Source organism: Arthrobacter methylotrophus (assembly GCF_039539965.1).
Lineage (GTDB): Bacteria > Actinomycetota > Actinomycetes > Actinomycetales > Micrococcaceae > Arthrobacter > Arthrobacter methylotrophus.
The window spans coordinates 1,627,096-1,640,639 of the sequence record NZ_BAABED010000001.1; the positions used below are offsets into that span (position 1 = coordinate 1,627,096).

28 protein-coding genes are annotated in these 13,544 nt (G+C 63.1%); all 28 read right to left on the reverse strand.

Annotation, left to right across the window (positions count from 1 at the left end; all coding sequences use genetic code 11):
- Window positions 1-23: 23 nt before the first annotated feature.
- The gene (locus ABD884_RS08010) at window positions 24-899 is read right to left on the reverse strand and encodes a hypothetical protein (RefSeq protein ID WP_345042576.1); all 876 of its coding nucleotides are present in this window, start codon (window positions 897-899) and stop codon (window positions 24-26) included.
- Window positions 900-1,034: 135 nt separating this feature from the next.
- The gene (locus ABD884_RS08015) at window positions 1,035-2,003 is read right to left on the reverse strand and encodes an MmpS family transport accessory protein (protein WP_345042585.1); all 969 of its coding nucleotides are present in this window, start codon (window positions 2,001-2,003) and stop codon (window positions 1,035-1,037) included.
- A gap of 2 nt (window positions 2,004-2,005) precedes the next feature.
- The gene (locus ABD884_RS08020; protein ID WP_345042592.1) at window positions 2,006-2,515 is read right to left on the reverse strand and encodes a hypothetical protein; all 510 of its coding nucleotides are present in this window, start codon (window positions 2,513-2,515) and stop codon (window positions 2,006-2,008) included.
- Between the two features lie 164 nt (window positions 2,516-2,679).
- Window positions 2,680-2,967 (reverse strand): DUF4031 domain-containing protein, encoded by a 288-nt coding sequence (locus ABD884_RS08025; RefSeq protein WP_345042598.1) that lies wholly within the window; start codon window positions 2,965-2,967, stop codon window positions 2,680-2,682.
- Window positions 2,968-3,128: 161 nt separating this feature from the next.
- Window positions 3,129-3,410: a hypothetical protein gene (locus ABD884_RS08030; RefSeq protein WP_345042604.1), complete on the reverse strand. Its 282-nt coding sequence runs from the start codon at window positions 3,408-3,410 to the stop codon at window positions 3,129-3,131.
- Between the two features lie 103 nt (window positions 3,411-3,513).
- Window positions 3,514-3,981 (reverse strand): hypothetical protein, encoded by a 468-nt coding sequence (locus ABD884_RS08035; protein ID WP_345042609.1) that lies wholly within the window; start codon window positions 3,979-3,981, stop codon window positions 3,514-3,516.
- Window positions 3,982-4,153: 172 nt separating this feature from the next.
- Window positions 4,154-4,303, reverse strand: a complete 150-nt coding sequence (locus tag ABD884_RS08040) for a hypothetical protein (protein ID WP_345042616.1) — start codon at window positions 4,301-4,303, stop codon at window positions 4,154-4,156.
- 11 nt (window positions 4,304-4,314) lie between these two features.
- A complete protein-coding gene (locus ABD884_RS08045) occupies window positions 4,315-4,926 on the reverse strand; it encodes a hypothetical protein (RefSeq protein WP_345042622.1) in 612 nt (203 codons plus the stop codon).
- Entirely contained in the window at window positions 4,916-5,125 is a 210-nt protein-coding gene (locus tag ABD884_RS08050; RefSeq protein WP_345042629.1) for a hypothetical protein, read from the reverse strand. The genes ABD884_RS08045 and ABD884_RS08050 overlap by 11 nt, the downstream gene beginning before the upstream one ends.
- The gene (locus tag ABD884_RS08055; RefSeq protein ID WP_345042634.1) at window positions 5,122-5,358 is read right to left on the reverse strand and encodes a hypothetical protein; all 237 of its coding nucleotides are present in this window, start codon (window positions 5,356-5,358) and stop codon (window positions 5,122-5,124) included. The genes ABD884_RS08050 and ABD884_RS08055 overlap by 4 nt, the downstream gene beginning before the upstream one ends.
- Window positions 5,359-5,439: 81 nt before the next feature.
- Window positions 5,440-5,748 carry a hypothetical protein gene (locus ABD884_RS08060; RefSeq protein ID WP_345042638.1) on the reverse strand — a complete coding sequence of 103 codons (309 nt, stop codon included), beginning with the start codon at window positions 5,746-5,748 and terminating at the stop codon, window positions 5,440-5,442.
- Between the two features lie 136 nt (window positions 5,749-5,884).
- On the reverse strand, window positions 5,885-6,169 hold the full coding sequence (locus ABD884_RS08065; protein ID WP_345042642.1) for a hypothetical protein: 285 nt from the start codon (window positions 6,167-6,169) through the stop codon (window positions 5,885-5,887).
- A 27-nt stretch (window positions 6,170-6,196) separates the two neighbouring features.
- Entirely contained in the window at window positions 6,197-6,610 is a 414-nt protein-coding gene (locus tag ABD884_RS08070) for a hypothetical protein (RefSeq protein ID WP_345042649.1), read from the reverse strand.
- A gap of 10 nt (window positions 6,611-6,620) precedes the next feature.
- The gene (locus ABD884_RS08075; protein WP_345042654.1) at window positions 6,621-6,815 is read right to left on the reverse strand and encodes a hypothetical protein; all 195 of its coding nucleotides are present in this window, start codon (window positions 6,813-6,815) and stop codon (window positions 6,621-6,623) included.
- A gap of 39 nt (window positions 6,816-6,854) precedes the next feature.
- A complete protein-coding gene (locus ABD884_RS08080; protein ID WP_345042662.1) occupies window positions 6,855-7,556 on the reverse strand; it encodes a hypothetical protein in 702 nt (233 codons plus the stop codon).
- Window positions 7,553-8,131, reverse strand: a complete 579-nt coding sequence (locus ABD884_RS08085; RefSeq protein WP_345042667.1) for a hypothetical protein — start codon at window positions 8,129-8,131, stop codon at window positions 7,553-7,555. The genes ABD884_RS08080 and ABD884_RS08085 overlap by 4 nt, the downstream gene beginning before the upstream one ends.
- Window positions 8,132-8,212: 81 nt before the next feature.
- Window positions 8,213-8,527 (reverse strand): hypothetical protein, encoded by a 315-nt coding sequence (locus tag ABD884_RS08090; protein ID WP_345042673.1) that lies wholly within the window; start codon window positions 8,525-8,527, stop codon window positions 8,213-8,215.
- Window positions 8,528-8,615: 88 nt separating this feature from the next.
- The gene (locus ABD884_RS08095; protein ID WP_345042680.1) at window positions 8,616-8,924 is read right to left on the reverse strand and encodes a hypothetical protein; all 309 of its coding nucleotides are present in this window, start codon (window positions 8,922-8,924) and stop codon (window positions 8,616-8,618) included.
- 40 nt (window positions 8,925-8,964) lie between these two features.
- The gene (locus tag ABD884_RS08100; RefSeq protein WP_345042686.1) at window positions 8,965-9,408 is read right to left on the reverse strand and encodes a hypothetical protein; all 444 of its coding nucleotides are present in this window, start codon (window positions 9,406-9,408) and stop codon (window positions 8,965-8,967) included.
- Entirely contained in the window at window positions 9,401-9,934 is a 534-nt protein-coding gene (locus tag ABD884_RS08105; RefSeq protein WP_345042692.1) for a hypothetical protein, read from the reverse strand. The genes ABD884_RS08100 and ABD884_RS08105 overlap by 8 nt, the downstream gene beginning before the upstream one ends.
- An 82-nt stretch (window positions 9,935-10,016) precedes the next feature.
- Window positions 10,017-10,739 (reverse strand): hypothetical protein, encoded by a 723-nt coding sequence (locus ABD884_RS08110; protein ID WP_345042701.1) that lies wholly within the window; start codon window positions 10,737-10,739, stop codon window positions 10,017-10,019.
- Window positions 10,729-11,412: a helix-turn-helix domain-containing protein gene (locus ABD884_RS08115; protein ID WP_345042711.1), complete on the reverse strand. Its 684-nt coding sequence runs from the start codon at window positions 11,410-11,412 to the stop codon at window positions 10,729-10,731. The genes ABD884_RS08110 and ABD884_RS08115 overlap by 11 nt, the downstream gene beginning before the upstream one ends.
- Window positions 11,413-11,483: 71 nt before the next feature.
- A complete protein-coding gene (locus ABD884_RS08120) occupies window positions 11,484-11,975 on the reverse strand; it encodes a hypothetical protein (RefSeq protein WP_345042718.1) in 492 nt (163 codons plus the stop codon).
- Window positions 11,968-12,264, reverse strand: a complete 297-nt coding sequence (locus ABD884_RS08125) for a hypothetical protein (RefSeq protein ID WP_345042723.1) — start codon at window positions 12,262-12,264, stop codon at window positions 11,968-11,970. Before ABD884_RS08125 ends, ABD884_RS08120 begins: the two co-directional genes overlap by 8 nt.
- A 49-nt stretch (window positions 12,265-12,313) precedes the next feature.
- Window positions 12,314-12,676: a hypothetical protein gene (locus ABD884_RS08130; protein ID WP_345042727.1), complete on the reverse strand. Its 363-nt coding sequence runs from the start codon at window positions 12,674-12,676 to the stop codon at window positions 12,314-12,316.
- Complete coding sequence (locus ABD884_RS08135) at window positions 12,673-12,918, reverse strand: hypothetical protein (protein WP_345042732.1); 246 nt, start codon at window positions 12,916-12,918, stop codon at window positions 12,673-12,675. Before ABD884_RS08135 ends, ABD884_RS08130 begins: the two co-directional genes overlap by 4 nt.
- Complete coding sequence (locus tag ABD884_RS08140; RefSeq protein ID WP_345042741.1) at window positions 12,915-13,235, reverse strand: hypothetical protein; 321 nt, start codon at window positions 13,233-13,235, stop codon at window positions 12,915-12,917. Before ABD884_RS08140 ends, ABD884_RS08135 begins: the two co-directional genes overlap by 4 nt.
- Window positions 13,222-13,500: a hypothetical protein gene (locus ABD884_RS08145; RefSeq protein ID WP_345042748.1), complete on the reverse strand. Its 279-nt coding sequence runs from the start codon at window positions 13,498-13,500 to the stop codon at window positions 13,222-13,224. The genes ABD884_RS08140 and ABD884_RS08145 overlap by 14 nt, the downstream gene beginning before the upstream one ends.
- Window positions 13,501-13,544: the final 44 nt, after the last annotated feature.

Sequence of the window (13,544 nt, forward strand, 5' to 3'; positions counted from 1 at the left end):
CGGACATTTGTTATCCTCACCACCTAATGGGCGTAGCTGCAGTCCACCACAGCGAACGCCCCTGTCGAAGTATGTTTCGACACTTCTCGTCCGTCCAGCAGAATCTGGCAGGTGATCGAGTGGCTGGCCGCTCCCGCCTGGGCCGTGACGTCCAGTGAGGTGAAGCTGCGGGAGTCGAAGATGTGGCCCGGGAAGGTGTAAGTCTTCTCGACTGGGCCTGGCACCTCGTCAGCCGCCTGCTCTGTTCCCATCTGGCCACTAACGAAGTTGCCGTAAGTGATGACACCGATCGTTCCATCGGTTTCGATGCGGTATGTGACGGTGGTCGTGGGCGAGGGAGTGGGCGTAGGTGTTGGCGTTGGCGTTGGTGTGACCGTGGGCGTCGGTTTCGGCGTGGCTGTCGCCACCGGTGTACGGGTCACTACAGGGGCGGAAAGGTATGCCTGCATGCTTGCTGTGTATGGCGAGTCCGGGCAAACAAGTAGTGCTGCGCGGAGGAAGTCATGCTGGGTGAACGTGCGATTGTCCCCGGCCGTCATGCTGTCGTTCCATTCGGCGCAGATTGCGACAAGGTCCCCGTAGGCCGGCTTATAGGCATTGACATCACCGGCTGGGACCACAGCTAGGGCCTTCTTGTCGTCATCAGTGAGTTGGACGGTATTTTCGCCGGACCTTTCCTTCGTGTAACAGCTCGCGAAGGGGGTCTTTTTGGCGGCCGTCCACGCCTCGGGCAACGAAGCATAGTAAGTGGAGACCTGCTTCGTGTCGCGGCAGAAAATATCGAACTTATCGCGGGTAGCACCGACGCTTCCCGTATTGGATGCCGACGGCGAGCCGGAGCATGCCGTCAAAGCTGCCACAGCGAAAAGAAGCACGATGCTGAGCCGTCGGACGGCCATGGGATCCCCCAGGAATAGATGCGGTGATGATGGTTCTTGATGAATCGTAACCGGGGGCGACGGGTGCGCCTGCGACTCGCCCGTGATCTCCAATTTGAGACTCGGTGACCTCCAAGGAATGACCTGTCTATCAGGTCAATATGCGGTTCCCGAGCAGCTAGCAATTGTGTAGGCTCCGGATGAGGTGACTGTCGAAACAACAGTGCCGTCCACGGTGATCCTGCAGGTCACCGTACCGGATGATCCTTGGTTCTGGGCAAGAATGGAGACGTACGCACCGGGATTCACAGTCACGGTAAGCCCTCGTTCGCCACTGTCTTTAGCGGTTATTGGAACCTTGAGATTTGATTGTTGAGAGATGCCCGAGGCGGTCGACATAGTGATGTCAACAACCTTGGCCGTACCCTCAACCTCGTAGACGACAGTTCGTGACGAACTAAGGCGCTGGCCTGACGACGCCGGGGAGGAGGCAGCGGATGTGGCCTTTGACGCGGACGAACTCATCCAAGACAGGGCGGCTACGACCACGAGTGTGGCAACGGCCGTGCCGCCGATGACCTTGGCGGCGATTCCCCAGAGCGACCTTTGCTTTCGTTCCAACCCCCAGCCGGTCGGCAGCCGCACTGGTTGCTGGCCTCTTCGGAGAGCACCCGCATTTGGTGTGGTTGTTGTCTTTGGCGTCCCGGGTTGCGGTGCAGGATATGGGGGCCGTGACGGGGCCGGTTCCGGAAGCGGTCGCGCGTCGGGGCCGACAGCCGCAATGTAGTCTCGCTTGATGCCGGCGATGACCTCGGTATGGCGTGCCTGGGCGCTTCTGCGATGATCCAAATAACGTGAATGCCGGCTTGCGAGGGTGTCTATGGAAGCACCTGTTGCCAGGGCTGATGAATAGCTTCTATCAAGGCCGAGCAGTTCGGCGTCCCGACGTGCCTGAGCATCGTCGAGACGCGCAGCAAAATCAGCCCAGGCTGCGTTCTCGGTCATTCTTCCCCATTCTTGCCGGCGAATGCCGCTCGGCTTCAACCCGACAATATACGAGCTCACCCAGAAACGGGTGCGGTCCTGTGCCGCGTGGACACAGGACCGCTGATGGAGTTTTGCCAAGGCTAGAAGCTGCCGTCCCCTCCGCTGTCACCGCCCCAGCCGGAGTCGCTTCCGCTGGAGTCGTTCCCGCCCCAGCTGGAGTCATTGCCACCCCAACCACCGTTGTCTGACGGAGCCTCATAGCTCGGCTCGTACCGGGGTTCCTCGCGGCTTTCGTAGCGCTCTTCCTGGTACTCCTCGAAGCGCTCCTCGCGGTGTTCCTCCCGGATTTCTTCGACGACTTCCTCGGCGATGATGACGTCCATGAGGCTGGGGCTCCGGTACGCGAGTGGCTCGACGTACACGGGGCGTCGATCCACCACGAGGGGTCGGTTGTCGACGTACACCGGAGCGGGAGCCGCCGGGCGAACAGGGTATTGCTGCTGAGGACCTTGTTGTGGCGTAGTGCGCACGGGGCCTTGCTGCGGTGTCTGACTGTTTTGCTGGCTACGTTTGATCAGCAGGTAAGTGATGAGGCCGACAAAGGCCACGATCGCGATGACCAGGACCACGACGAGTGGTGCGTTCTTCAAAATGGTTCTCTTTCTGATCGTGCAGACGGACGCAGATCAGCGCCCGTGGTGGGTGAGGGGGCTCGTCGAGGGATGACTAGCCCGGAGCCAGCCCCTGAACCCGGGACTGGAGCAACTGCTGACTCAGTCCCATGGGCCGTATGTGTGAGGCAGCAGCCGAAAACCTACTCGGCTGCTGCCCGGAGTTCCTCTTCGAGGCGTTTGCGGCGCAGTGCCGCCTCCCGGTAGGTGATTTCGACCGCGCCTTTGGCGACGGCAAGGCGCCGCTTCGGTTCGGTCACGTCGAAGTGCTCCTTCGGTGTTCCCGGGTATTGAATCCAGGACGCCCTCAGTCCCAGGGACATCGCAAAGGCAACGAGCTCTTCCGTGCTGTCCGCGAACATGTGGGACCACCGACTGGTGAGCCGGCCGACGGTCGCCGGAATGAAAGCGTCGTCGATGTAGACGCTCACCCCTTTGCCTGCTGGAGGGCATCCGTGGCGGCAACGAGGATCATGGAGCGGAAAGGATGATGGGGCAAACGGTGACGAAAAATTCCTGGGAAAAGCTGCATGGCAGGCATGTGTGCGGAGCGCACAGTTCGCCTACCCGATGAGACTCGGGCGCGGGTTCGCTAGTGGAGGTTGAAGAACGCCTTCGGGTCATCGGAGCCGAGAAGGTCCCGGTGGAACGGGATGGCATCCACGGGGTCGGTGTCCCGGAAGAGGACGGCCACCGTGGTCGAGTGAACGACCGTGTAGCGTGTGAGGCCTTCCGTCCAGGACGCCAGCCCGGTGTACTCTTCGACGTCCAGGTCGTTGCCGATGAGGCCGCGGTCGCAGAGCAGTTTGAAAACTGCGTTCCACGCCCGGTCCATCAGGTCGTTGATGGCCGCTTCCACCGTTGGAGTGCTCATAAGCCGATAGTGGCACCGCGGCCCGACAATGGTGGGAGATCGGGCGCGTGTGTCGCTAGTCCGCCCTTAACGGCACTTGAATGGCTCTTTCTACCAATCCGTTTCACCCACGCTTTGCCTTCCTTTCCCGACGGCGGTCCTCGCGGGCGACCCTGCGGGTCATAGGGGCGATGGCGGGGTTCGCTGGAGCGGCGCCGGCCAGCCGTTCTTTGAGGTCCCTGATCGCTTCGCGGTGCGCAGCGATGAACCTGTCAGCCTCCTCTTGGGATCGGGGCAGCTGTCCGGTCTCGCCCGCTTGGCGCTTCTCAATGCACGCGATGAGGAGCTTCCGGTTGGCAATCGATTCCTTGAGAGACCGCTTGCGGTGGGCCAGGTCCGACGCGCCATCGTCTGCCAGCCTGTAGATCCGGGCACGGCGTGACGCCTGCTTGACGGTGCCCGCGAGGTTCTCGCCGGGTTCAATGCGGATGCCGAAGTAGGACTCCGGTTCAGGGTCTTTAGATGCCATGGTCAGCCTTCTGGAAAGTCGCGGCGGCAAGGCGCCGCTGACGTCGATGTGTGAGGCAGCCAAGCCATCTCTCACCGGTCACGGGAAGGACCGCCCACCATCGATGGCCGGGCCCTTTCACGGGGTTCACAGAGCGCAAGCTGCTGCGACTAAAGGAACCGCGCCTCGGTACCTTCACTGGGCTGGTGGAGTGGGAAAGAGGTGCACGCACCGCAGTAACTTGCAGGCGTTTCTTCTATACGTCCTCTCGGCGTTCCCACTCTGCGTGGGCAGCGCGCCAAAGTGAAGTGTCCTTCTCGTCCTCACCATCCTCAACAAGCCGGTCAAGCAGCTCGTCGAGTTCCCGCTGGGACAGATTTCGCGGATCGGTCGGTTTTCTGGTCACGGAGTCTTCCTTCAGGCGGCGCTGCTGGCCAGGTCGGCTGCCGCGCGGGGTTGGTGGATGGAGCAAGGCGACGCGGTCATACAAACGCCACAATGCGGGGCGTACCGTCGGCCGAAGGTCACCGGCGCATCCCGGTGCAGCGGTTCACGGTGTGCGGTCCTGGCCGCGGCGGACATCAACGAGATGATGAACGCCAGAGGAGGTTCTTCCGGACTCAGCCGGGGCGCTGACTTCTTGGCCCGGAGCTTCCCGGTGGCATCGGGCGCCAGCAGACCCCACCCTTCGGGCAGTTCGCCGGGCTTGACGATGGACGCATCGGGGACGACCAGCCACCAGTGGTGCATGTACTTTTTGATAGCTTCTGCCTTGTTCGGGTCCCGGAGTTCCGTGAGCCAGTCGGACCGGGAGACCTTCACCTCGTGGCCGTGCAGGGCCAGCTTCTCGCCCGCATGGCCGCCGCCGTATTTGTCACCGGCGACGAAGTCAGCGATCCGGTCCCCGTCGGCATAACCCAAGGACGATTTGACGTGCTCGGCCCTGACCCAACGGTCGGCGATGGTGCCCCTGCGGATGGCCGTGTACCGGTCCAACAGCAGGTTCAGCATGTCCCGTTCAGTTGTCAATGGCGGGCCTTGGCCTGTTGTTCCAGAACTTGAACACCGCGGCCAGGATGAGACCGACGACCATGAGACCGATCGAACAGAAGATCATCACCGGGCCGTAGGCCAGGGTGAAACCGCACAAGCTGGCAATACCGGCGGTCAAGCTCAGCGCCGAAGCAGTGAGGAATATCGACCTAAGTACGACGGCCTGAATTTTCACGGGTGAAGCACCTCGGCGGCAGAACGATTGGCGGCGGCACGGGAAATGCCGTAGTTGACGGCGCCGTAGACGGCAATGATGATGGCACCGACGATCATGCCCGCCACGGGGAGCTGCAGCAGTTCGGCTGTTCGTTCAGGTGCCTCGCTCACCATGCCTGCCACGGGGATAAGGGAAAGTGCGGAAAGCTGCAGAGGTGCTGCAACGGCGACCTCGAGGAGTGAAACGCTCATGGTTGTCCTTCTGTTGATGGATGGTGCTCGTGGATCCAATGTGTGCGGACCCGTCGACTCCCATCACCGGCGGGACGTGGGTCAGTTGCCAAGGTCCTCGTCCTCCGGGGCGGGAAACCACTCGGCGAGGAGGGCATCGACGCGCTCTGCCCGGTGGACGGCGAAGGCTTCGGCGGCGGCGTTGTTGTGACCTTTCCCGACCTTGATCTCCATGAACCGGCCGCAGCCCCAGGCGTTGCAGCGGATTTCGGTGGAGTAGGAGTGGCTGTATCCGGGGTGTTCGGCTTCTACTTGGCGGATCGCAGCGGTGACTGCTTCCGCAGGAGCTGTCAGCTCGAACCCGGCCGTGTCCCCAACCAGGGCGGTGAGGTCTGTGATTTCGATGCTCATGGTGTACGCCTTCTTCGCCGATACCTTCTAGTGACTCCTATGTGTGCGGCATCACAGGACTCAATCGACGCTGATGTAATCAGAGCCCGCCGCTGAGTCGATGCGGGGGTTCCGGAGCGATGGGAGAGTTGCAGTCTCAGGCACGGGCGTCTTCCAGCACCTCTGCGGAGGCTGTCTGCCACTCGCCGGCGACGGCCGCAAAGCTGACGAGGTCGCGGGAGACAAGGACGGGGCGGTTGTAGGTGGGATGGACATCCATGATCGCTTCGGCACCGGCGAGGGTTCCCGTGTTGACTTCATGGATGCTGAGTCCTGCCTTGGCTGCGGCGTTGAGGACGTCTGTGATGGTGCCGGGGCCAACCAGCTTCAGCAGGGGGTCGGCTTCGTAGATCGCGTCAATGCGCGGGTCAATGTTTTCCATGGGGACCATGTGTGCGGAGGAACCGTTTCAACTCACCGCGCGGGCTCCGCCGTTGTCGAAATAGACACGGACGCGGGCCCGGTAGTCGGTGGTCTCGTCCCGGAGAGTGCGGATCCTGTCCTCGTCCTCAATTAGCAGCGAATCGGTGTACGCGCTGGTCCACTGTGCGCGTGCGCCGCGGCTGGCGAGGAGCCGGTGGCGAAGACGCCTCAGCTCCCAGGCTTTCTGGGCGGCCTTCCCGATGCTGCGGGCAGCGGTATCGGCAATGAGGGAGTAGTACTCGTGTTCGCGGATACGACCCAACGGTGCCATGACGTTCGCGCATCGACGGGCATAGACGTGCATTTGTTCCGGCCGGCCCCAGGACGCAATCACCAGGCCGCTGAGGAACCCGGTCTGATACTCCAGGCAGTCAAGGTCCAAAGGTGTCAGCTGCGGCATATGGTCACGCTCAATTGTCGGACCCGCGCCAGTGCGTCTTGCGTCCCTGACCGTCGGTCATCAGGTGTGCGCCACGGTTGTCGTGTCCGGCCGGCTTCTCGCAGGTCCACAGCGTCTTCCCTGCGAACTCGGTGTCTTTGAGCGGATCGCGGACCTTGTCGCATGTCGAAGCGGGGGTCTGTGCGATGGCTGTTGATCGTGTCATGCGGGACATGTGTACGGAGGGCGGGCCAGCCGTCCCCGCTCAGGCGGCGATGGCGTATTCGTGGTCTTCTGCCGTGTCGATCGTCCATCCGTTCGCGACAGCCCGGTTCCGGGCACGGGCGGCCTGGGACCTGTCCGGGCCGGTGGCCTCCGACGGCGTGGTCGTCCTCATCGTCTCGTACGCCCGGGCAACTCCGGCCCGGATTTCCTCGGTCGTCCCGTGACCGGCCAAAAGCCAGCTGATGTTGGTGGCGAGGGTGCCGGCCTGTTCGGCGATGGCCTTTCCGGTCCAGCCAAGGCTGTACAGCGACTGGATCTGGCGTCGGGGAACATCCCCGTCGACTTTCCTGCCGGGCCGCCTTTCGAGCCCGGCGATGTCGCGATAGGAGATCGCATTGAGGGCCTGCAAGGTGCTGGCCTTCACGGTTGCAGGTTTCCTGCCGTTGCGCCCAAGCCGGGCAAAGTCAATGACATTAGGGTGGACCCCGCACAGGTGCGCGATCTCCGCCGTCGTCATGCCGGCGTCACGGAGGGCGTCGATGCGGGTGCGGGCCAGGGCCGCGTCTGCCATTTCACGCTTGGGTTTCAGTGCCGATGATCTTCGGTTGTAGTCCCGGTTCGCGTCCGAGCAAGGGATACACCGGCATCGGTGATACCCGTACATGTCCCGGGTGCCGTGTTCATGGGATGCTAGGGGACATTCGCAAACAGGCAGCACCTTCACCTTGCGCGGCCGGGTCATGCCGTGTCCTCGGCGTCGTATTGGTCCCAGCCGTGGGTGGCAGCCCTGGCAAGGGCGTTGTCGTACCGGATCTGGTCGAGTTCGGTGACCCGTGGGGCGCACCGACCGCGGAGCCGGCCATAAAGAGCGTCGACTTTGAGCCGGAAAGCCTCGGTGGTCCGGTCCCCGTCGCGGAGCCCGCGCAACGCGCTCTTGGCCAGGCCGCTCTCCTGATGGAGGGCATCGATCGACCATCCGAGACAGTACAAGGACTGCAGCTGGGTGCGTGCGCCATCTCCTGCGACCTTGGACGCAGGAGGCAGCTCATGGGCGGCGATGTCTTTGGATTTGATGGCCAGCAGGGCGTTCAGGGTGCTGGCACGGACTTTGGTCATCGGCTTGCCCCGGCGTCCGTTGCGGAGAACATACAGCTGCGAATGGTGCACAGCGCACATCTCGGCAATGGATTCCATGGTCAATCCGGCACGGAGCAGCAGCTCGATCCGGTCGCGGGCCGGTGCGGCGTCGGCCCATTGGACGGAGTTGCGGTGCCGCGTTCTCTGTTCGGGCAAAATCAAGGAGGGCATGAAGTTCATGTGTGCGGAGGCTGCGGGAGCTCTCCACGCAGAAATCCCCGGTGCCGGATGAACCGGTGCGGGGATTTCTGTTGAGGATGGTCAGGCGGACCGTGGCCCGTCGAAATCGCGAACGATCCTAGTCAACGTTCTGATGTCCGTGATCCCGGTTCCCATGCAACGCTCCAGCTCCTGGGCCAGCCCGCAGGCGTCCATCACGATCTGGATGGCGTCCAGCAAGGCCAGGGAGACTGCGAGGTGGTGGCGGTGCCCGAGGGAGCCGGCGACCCGTGCTTCGCCGGCGCGGTAGGCTACGACAGCTTTGCGCAGCAGCTCCTGCAGAACCGCATCGGAGATGACATGAACCGCGACGGCCTGCGGCTTGGCCTGGCGGGGGAAATCGATGATGACGGTCACTGTCCGGCTCCTGACTGCGTAGTTGTCCTGTGACCGCTATGTGTGCGGCGCCGGGCAATCACGTCATCAGGTCCGGTGTGTTGGCTGGTCAGGCTTCGGGGCCGGCGACGAAAAGGTCAGCGACCTCGTAGTCCACTGATCTGCGGGAGGCGAGCTCGTCGATGGCACGCCGGTGGAAAGCTGCCAGGTTTCCGGCTTCGCGTTCGGCGAGGATGAGGACCGGGTCCGTGATGTCAGCTTCGAGCCCGCTCCCGGCAAGGTCCGTGACCCAAGTGCGTACCGCGGTCGACTCGAACCGTCCGCCGGCCGCGGTGGAGCGCAGGGTCACGATGTCCTGAGGGCCGTCTGCCTCGGGGGTCAGCCGGAAGTCTGTGGTGAGAACCGGGCGGGTTTCCATTGCATGATCCTCACACCGCGGCGTGGTTTCCGGCAAGGGATCAGGCTTCGTGCAGCTGCCAGGGTCCGGGGTGGAGCCGGTGGGTGAGGACCGCGTCCGGGTCAGAGTCCAGCGCTGTGGTGAGTGCTTGGAGGGCTGCCGGGAGGCTGTCATGGACGGTGACCGGTTTGTGGCTGTCCAGCCAGCCTTTCTCGTACAGGGACCCGATTCCGAACTGCTCCAGCGGTTTATAGAGCAGGATGATCGGCTCCTTGGCCCCGTCGAAGAGTTCCTTGTCGCTGGGATCGGCCCGCCATGATGAGGAATGCCAGGTCCGCACGCCGTAGATGATGGACAGGGTCCAGGCGGTGCGGAAGTACGGCTGCGTTTCGGAGCGGACCAACACGACCGAGTGTTTGGGAAGCGCGGCAAGTTCCTCGAGCGTCTCGATGGTCGTGCCGGGCAGCATTCCGGCTACGGAGGGCTCAGTGATTGATTCAGCCACGGTGTGTTTCCTGGTTTCCGATGAGGGCGGCGGTTTCGAAGACGTTCATGGTGTCCGGGACGCGGGTGACCGTGCCGGTGGAGACGCTGACGAGGTAGTTGTTGCGGACGAAGGTCCGGCGCTGATGGTCCAGGATGCCGTGGGTGACGCACCGCAGGTCCGGGTAGCCGTAGAGGGGAACGTCGCTGAAGAGCGGGGCCGAGCCGTCGGCGTTCGTGGCCGCCAGGCCAAGGTAGCGGCGGAGCGAATCTTTGACGCCGGCAACGTCGGTGAGCGCGGCGGAGGTGATGGCGCGGGCCAGTTCCCCGGCGTCGTCGTCCCGTCCGAGGAAGCCTTCGGTCAGTTTGAGGATGCGGTGGAGCCGGTCACCGAGTTGCTCAACGCCGGCGGCGAGGTCTTCAACAGGGAAATGGTCGGCAAGCACGAGGTCCTTGTTCATGGACATGAGGCGGTGCTCATCGACCGTGGCGCCCAGGTCGGTGGGGTCGATCCCGGCGGTGCCGAGGATCGTGTCGAGGGAAGTCATGCACACCATGTGTACGGACATCTTCTGGGATCTCCCCGCGGCCTTGGGGAGACGGGCTGTGTTGTTCGCGACGACGACAGGGTCAGCTCAGCGACATGCGGAGTCGCTCAACTCCGGGTGCTCCTTCAGGAACCAGTGCCATGTGCTCAGGATTGATGGCCAGGTGGCCCAGCATGTTGGCGAGGTGATCCCGCTCGGCCGGCTTGTAGGTGACCCCACGAAGATCGGTGGCGCCGACGACGGCGGCAAGCGTGAGGAAGTCGGTGATGTGCCGCTCCCGGCCCGGGTCATCCGTAATCGTCAGGGCGGAGGCCTTGCCGATCAAACAGCCGAGCAGCGACGGACGGTTGACGCTGCCCGATGCTGATCCTGCGACGACGTCGACGGTTTCAGCCCGGTCCAGAGCCTGCTGGCTGGCCGGGGCAGCGATTGTGGTTCCGCCGGTCACGCCTCGGCGGCTGTCCGCGCGTTCGCCAAGGTGCCGGGGTATTAGGACGTCCACCATTGCATCTCCGCGCAGCCATCGGTGCTGGTGTCCTTCAAGGGATTCGCCCGCGGACTCGAAGTTGAGCTTCACCAGGAGGGCAGTGAAGTCACGGAGCATCGTCGGGTAGGCGCGGATGTCCAGAGCCATATCGGCGTCTTTGGTTGGCCGGACGAAGGGAGCCCCGCGCTCGATCGCATGAAGGTAGACGGCCTGCCCACCGACTAGCACCCAGCCGTGCGGCATGGCGCGGTGGATTTCGAAGACCGCCTGCCAGGCCTCCTGCTGTTCGGCGAGCATGACCGGGAGATCAACTGGCATGGAGGTGGCTCCTCAGGATTTCGCGCGCTGCATCTTGTTCACGAACGCCGGGGCGCTCGGCCAGATCCGCAGCAATCAGCAGTGGAGGAAGCTCATCGGGAACATTGTCCGCGACGTGGAGGACAACATTCGGGCGTTGGCCTGCCCGGGCCGCCACAAGGAACCAATCCTTGATCAGCGCATCGAAGTCTTTGCGGTTCACGTAAGCCTCGAGTTCCGAGCTGGACAGCAGCCCGGACTCCGGGTGGGAAACACCTGAAGGCCGCACGCGTGGATCCTCCCGCAATTCCGGAAGATCGGCCGGGCTGGAGGAGAGCTCCACCTTTTCGGCACGGTTGGCCAGCAGGGATGAGGCAAGCCGTAGAGGGTCGGGTGCTTCCAAAAGCCGGTGCCACCGCTGGATCAGGCGATGTTTCTCGACTGGTGAAAGATCGACGGGGTCCATTCCGCTAATGGCCTGATTGGGCGCGTACAGGAGAAGTTGCCAGGCACTTCGCTCGGACAGTGGCCGTCCGGCTGGACCGCCAGGTCGGTATTGCGCAGCATCGAGTTCGTCTACGACCCACCGACCGCCGACCCGCTGGCCGCGAATGCGTCCGGACTGGACGAGAAGCCTCGCCCGGCTCTCGTTGATATTCAGGCGCTTCGCCAGTTCCGGAATACTCAAAGGCATATCTAAATCATATCGGAATCGCTACGAATCTGTAATAGGCTAGGCTTCGAGGTCCTCAAGCCAGGTGAAGGTCATGGCGTTCCTTTCGGGAGCCACAAGACGGAGTAGGTAGCGCTTTCGCGCAGAAGCCGTTCGGAGGATTCGGGCCAGTCGGCGTCCGTGGTGCAGAACCAACGGGCGAGCCGCATACCGCCGATGACCGCGGTCCGCTTCTGGTATGCATGCGGTTTGCCGTGCGGATCGTTGTCGATGATGATGGCCAGCACAGGCAGGGCATCGAGGGCTTCCGGCGTGGACATGATCCCGTCATCGACCAGTTCCGGGGCCCCGGCGATCGGATCCCAGACGGTCAGCACCGAGTCCGGGCGGAGGTATGGGTGGGAGCCGTTGATCAGGATGGCACCGTTCTTCAAGTGGTAGATAGTCTCCGCCTGATAGTTGTGCACGTGGCGGCCTTCGCGGGAGGTCTTGTTGCCGTCCCGGTAGGTCAGCGACCTGAAGTGCAGTCCGCGGTGCTCGGATCCGAGTTCACCGGCTCGGATGGTTCTGGGGATGCTAGGCATTCTCCGGCTCCCGCGTGTTCTGCCGTCCTTCGACGAAGGGCAGGGAATCGACGACGATGGCGCGGTGCCCATCGACCCAGGAAGTCCGGTTGTCATCGCGGTTCGGGTTGGCGTACCGTCGCCATGAACCGGAGCGGTTCAGCTGGTCCATGTTGCCCAGCTTCACTTTTACCTTGATGTCCACGACCTCGGCGGTCATGATCGCAGGGTAGCGTCCGCCGGTCACGTAAGTGACGATGTCGCCGACATGGATGGTGGCCCCTCGGGCATCAGTAGCAGTAATGGTCATGGGCGTTATGTGTGCGGAGGGCGCAGCCGTCCTCCCCATGTACCGCCGCTCATTTGACCCAGTCAGCAGCCATTTCGGCAAGCTCGGCTTCGGCAGACGCTTCCAGCTCAGCCAGGCGGGCCTGCCACCAAGCTTCGCGTCCGAGCACGAATTTCCTGCGCTTCCAGGATGACTGAGCTCTCAACAGGGCATTCCATTCCAGATCGACACGCAATTGGCAGACGCCGACGAGTGTCTTCGCGGTGGCTGCAAACTGCTTGGCCTCTTCGCGGATCTCAGGGTTCTCGTCGTCCCACAATCGAATCGCCTGCCAGCGGCAGAAAACACGGAGCTTGAACGGATCCTTCTCTTGCCTGACGAAAGCCAGATATTCGGCGGCTGTCATCTCTGCCCCTACTCGACCTGTTGTCATGAGGTCCTCCGCTCCTCGGTGAGCTCGGCGGCGCGGTAATAGCGGCGCAGCTTCCTCAGCTTGGCGACCTGCTGATCCGACCACCCGTGCCGTCCGGCAAGCTCTTTCATGGCAGGCCCGTCCCAACCTACGGCGATGCCGTAGATCCAGGCAGTGTCCCGTGACTGGGCCCAGTCCATTGAACTCAGGGTCATTGCATGGTGCAGGGAGCCCAGTGGGTCAGTTCCCGGGGTCTTCGTCATAGGGTTGCCTCCTGCACCCGGGCCGCTTCGGCTGCCTGCTTGTCTTCCAGGCAGATGATCCGTTTCAGCTCGTCGTGTACGGCCAGGGCGTCGGGGAATCCACCGACCATGCCGTTGGTCTTCCAGCGGTCGATGAGGTCGCCGATGGCGTCGTTTGTCATCTCCAGGAAGAACAGGACATAGGCCTCATGCAGCGGCACGCGTCGGGTCCAGTTCTCATCGCGGGCGTAGGCGTCGTGGAGCTCATTGGACGCCGCGAAGATCCGTTCCGAGTGCGGGACGTCAGGGCGGGGAGCATCAATATCAATCGGAAACACGGGGCACCTCCGTCACGGCTTCCCAGCCACCGAGGATGAGCCGGCGCTCAACGCTGTGGCCCTGCTTGAGGACGACACCGATCTGCGACTCGTCCAGGTCCATCCAGGTCGTGTCCCAACTCGGGTGGTTGCGGTACTGGTACTCGGGGGTCCCAGCGTCATCCACGGCCATCTGGATGTCGGTGAGGAGGCCGGTGAAGTCCTGGTTCCGGGACGCCCGGTGGCGGGCGAGAAGCTTGGTCAGGTCAGCGTGAAGGTTTGCCATGCCGATCATGTGTGCGGAGGCTCGGCGGCCGCTCCCCGGGCAGC

Bases quoted from the DNA above. Each gene is read 5' to 3' on its own strand.
- ABD884_RS08010 (WP_345042576.1), bottom strand. From the start codon at position 899: ATGGCCGTCCGACGGCTCAGCATCGTGCTTCTTTTCGCTGTGGCAGCT.
- ABD884_RS08030 (WP_345042604.1), bottom strand. From the start codon at position 3,410: ATGAGCACTCCAACGGTGGAAGCGGCCATCAACGACCTGATGGACCGG.
- ABD884_RS08055 (WP_345042634.1), bottom strand. From the start codon at position 5,358: ATGAGCGTTTCACTCCTCGAGGTCGCCGTTGCAGCACCTCTGCAGCTT.
- ABD884_RS08060 (WP_345042638.1), bottom strand. From the start codon at position 5,748: ATGAGCATCGAAATCACAGACCTCACCGCCCTGGTTGGGGACACGGCC.
- ABD884_RS08065 (WP_345042642.1), bottom strand. From the start codon at position 6,169: ATGGAAAACATTGACCCGCGCATTGACGCGATCTACGAAGCCGACCCC.
- ABD884_RS08070 (WP_345042649.1), bottom strand. From the start codon at position 6,610: ATGCCGCAGCTGACACCTTTGGACCTTGACTGCCTGGAGTATCAGACC.
- ABD884_RS08075 (WP_345042654.1), bottom strand. From the start codon at position 6,815: ATGACACGATCAACAGCCATCGCACAGACCCCCGCTTCGACATGCGAC.
- ABD884_RS08080 (WP_345042662.1), bottom strand. From the start codon at position 7,556: ATGACCCGGCCGCGCAAGGTGAAGGTGCTGCCTGTTTGCGAATGTCCC.
- ABD884_RS08085 (WP_345042667.1), bottom strand. From the start codon at position 8,131: ATGAACTTCATGCCCTCCTTGATTTTGCCCGAACAGAGAACGCGGCAC.
- ABD884_RS08095 (WP_345042680.1), bottom strand. From the start codon at position 8,924: ATGGAAACCCGCCCGGTTCTCACCACAGACTTCCGGCTGACCCCCGAG.
- ABD884_RS08105 (WP_345042692.1), bottom strand. From the start codon at position 9,934: ATGACTTCCCTCGACACGATCCTCGGCACCGCCGGGATCGACCCCACC.
- ABD884_RS08110 (WP_345042701.1), bottom strand. From the start codon at position 10,739: ATGCCAGTTGATCTCCCGGTCATGCTCGCCGAACAGCAGGAGGCCTGG.
- ABD884_RS08115 (WP_345042711.1), bottom strand. From the start codon at position 11,412: ATGCCTTTGAGTATTCCGGAACTGGCGAAGCGCCTGAATATCAACGAG.
- ABD884_RS08120 (WP_345042718.1), bottom strand. From the start codon at position 11,975: ATGCCTAGCATCCCCAGAACCATCCGAGCCGGTGAACTCGGATCCGAG.
- ABD884_RS08125 (WP_345042723.1), bottom strand. From the start codon at position 12,264: ATGACCATTACTGCTACTGATGCCCGAGGGGCCACCATCCATGTCGGC.
- ABD884_RS08130 (WP_345042727.1), bottom strand. From the start codon at position 12,676: ATGACAACAGGTCGAGTAGGGGCAGAGATGACAGCCGCCGAATATCTG.
- ABD884_RS08135 (WP_345042732.1), bottom strand. From the start codon at position 12,918: ATGACGAAGACCCCGGGAACTGACCCACTGGGCTCCCTGCACCATGCA.
- ABD884_RS08145 (WP_345042748.1), bottom strand. From the start codon at position 13,500: ATGGCAAACCTTCACGCTGACCTGACCAAGCTTCTCGCCCGCCACCGG.